The organism is Nostoc sp. UIC 10607 (genome assembly GCF_047228265.1).
Taxonomy (GTDB): Bacteria; Cyanobacteriota; Cyanobacteriia; order Cyanobacteriales; family Nostocaceae; genus Nostoc; species Nostoc foliaceum_A.
In genome coordinates this window covers 1-395 of the sequence record NZ_JBIQNW010000264.1, presented here as the reverse complement: position 1 = coordinate 395, position 395 = coordinate 1, and the positions used below count along the sequence as shown (strand labels likewise).

Sequence of the window (395 nt, the reverse complement as noted above, 5' to 3'; positions counted from 1 at the left end):
ATTCAATTATTGAATATTATCCGTCCTTGTATTGCTAATAGGATTTTTCACGATGGCTATATTAACGCCCTAAATGAGTATTTAAAAATTGTCCCTACGCCTTTGGGAATGCAGATAGATTATCACGGAATTTACCGTACTGTTGCAGATGTCGATTATCAAATGGAATTACTCAATTCTCTGTTAGCAACTCCTGCACCACGCTTATCTTCGATGCGATAACTTTGGCGTAATAGAGCCGATTGGAAATGCTAAAGGCATCGCTTGAGAATAAAAAAGAAAGGTTGGGGTATGTTTTTATAATCCATAATTCCTAACACAGTATTTTCATCTACTTTTCTGAAAGAATCATTGATTGGCAAATAATCATAAATCATTGTAGCAGTCACTTTTCC

Annotated in this window: 1 protein-coding gene and 1 pseudogene; one reads left to right on the top strand and one right to left on the bottom strand. The window is 35.2% G+C overall.

What is annotated here, in order from left to right; translation table 11 throughout:
• Positions 1-222, top strand: a pseudogene (locus ACEYW6_RS36710) (polymerase); the annotation flags it as partial.
• Between the two features lie 29 nt (positions 223-251).
• Here ACEYW6_RS36710 and ACEYW6_RS36705 read toward each other — a convergent pair.
• Positions 252-389: a DUF4334 domain-containing protein gene (locus tag ACEYW6_RS36705; protein ID WP_412983680.1), complete on the bottom strand. Its 138-nt coding sequence runs from the start codon at positions 387-389 to the stop codon at positions 252-254.
• Positions 390-395 lie beyond the last annotated feature (6 nt).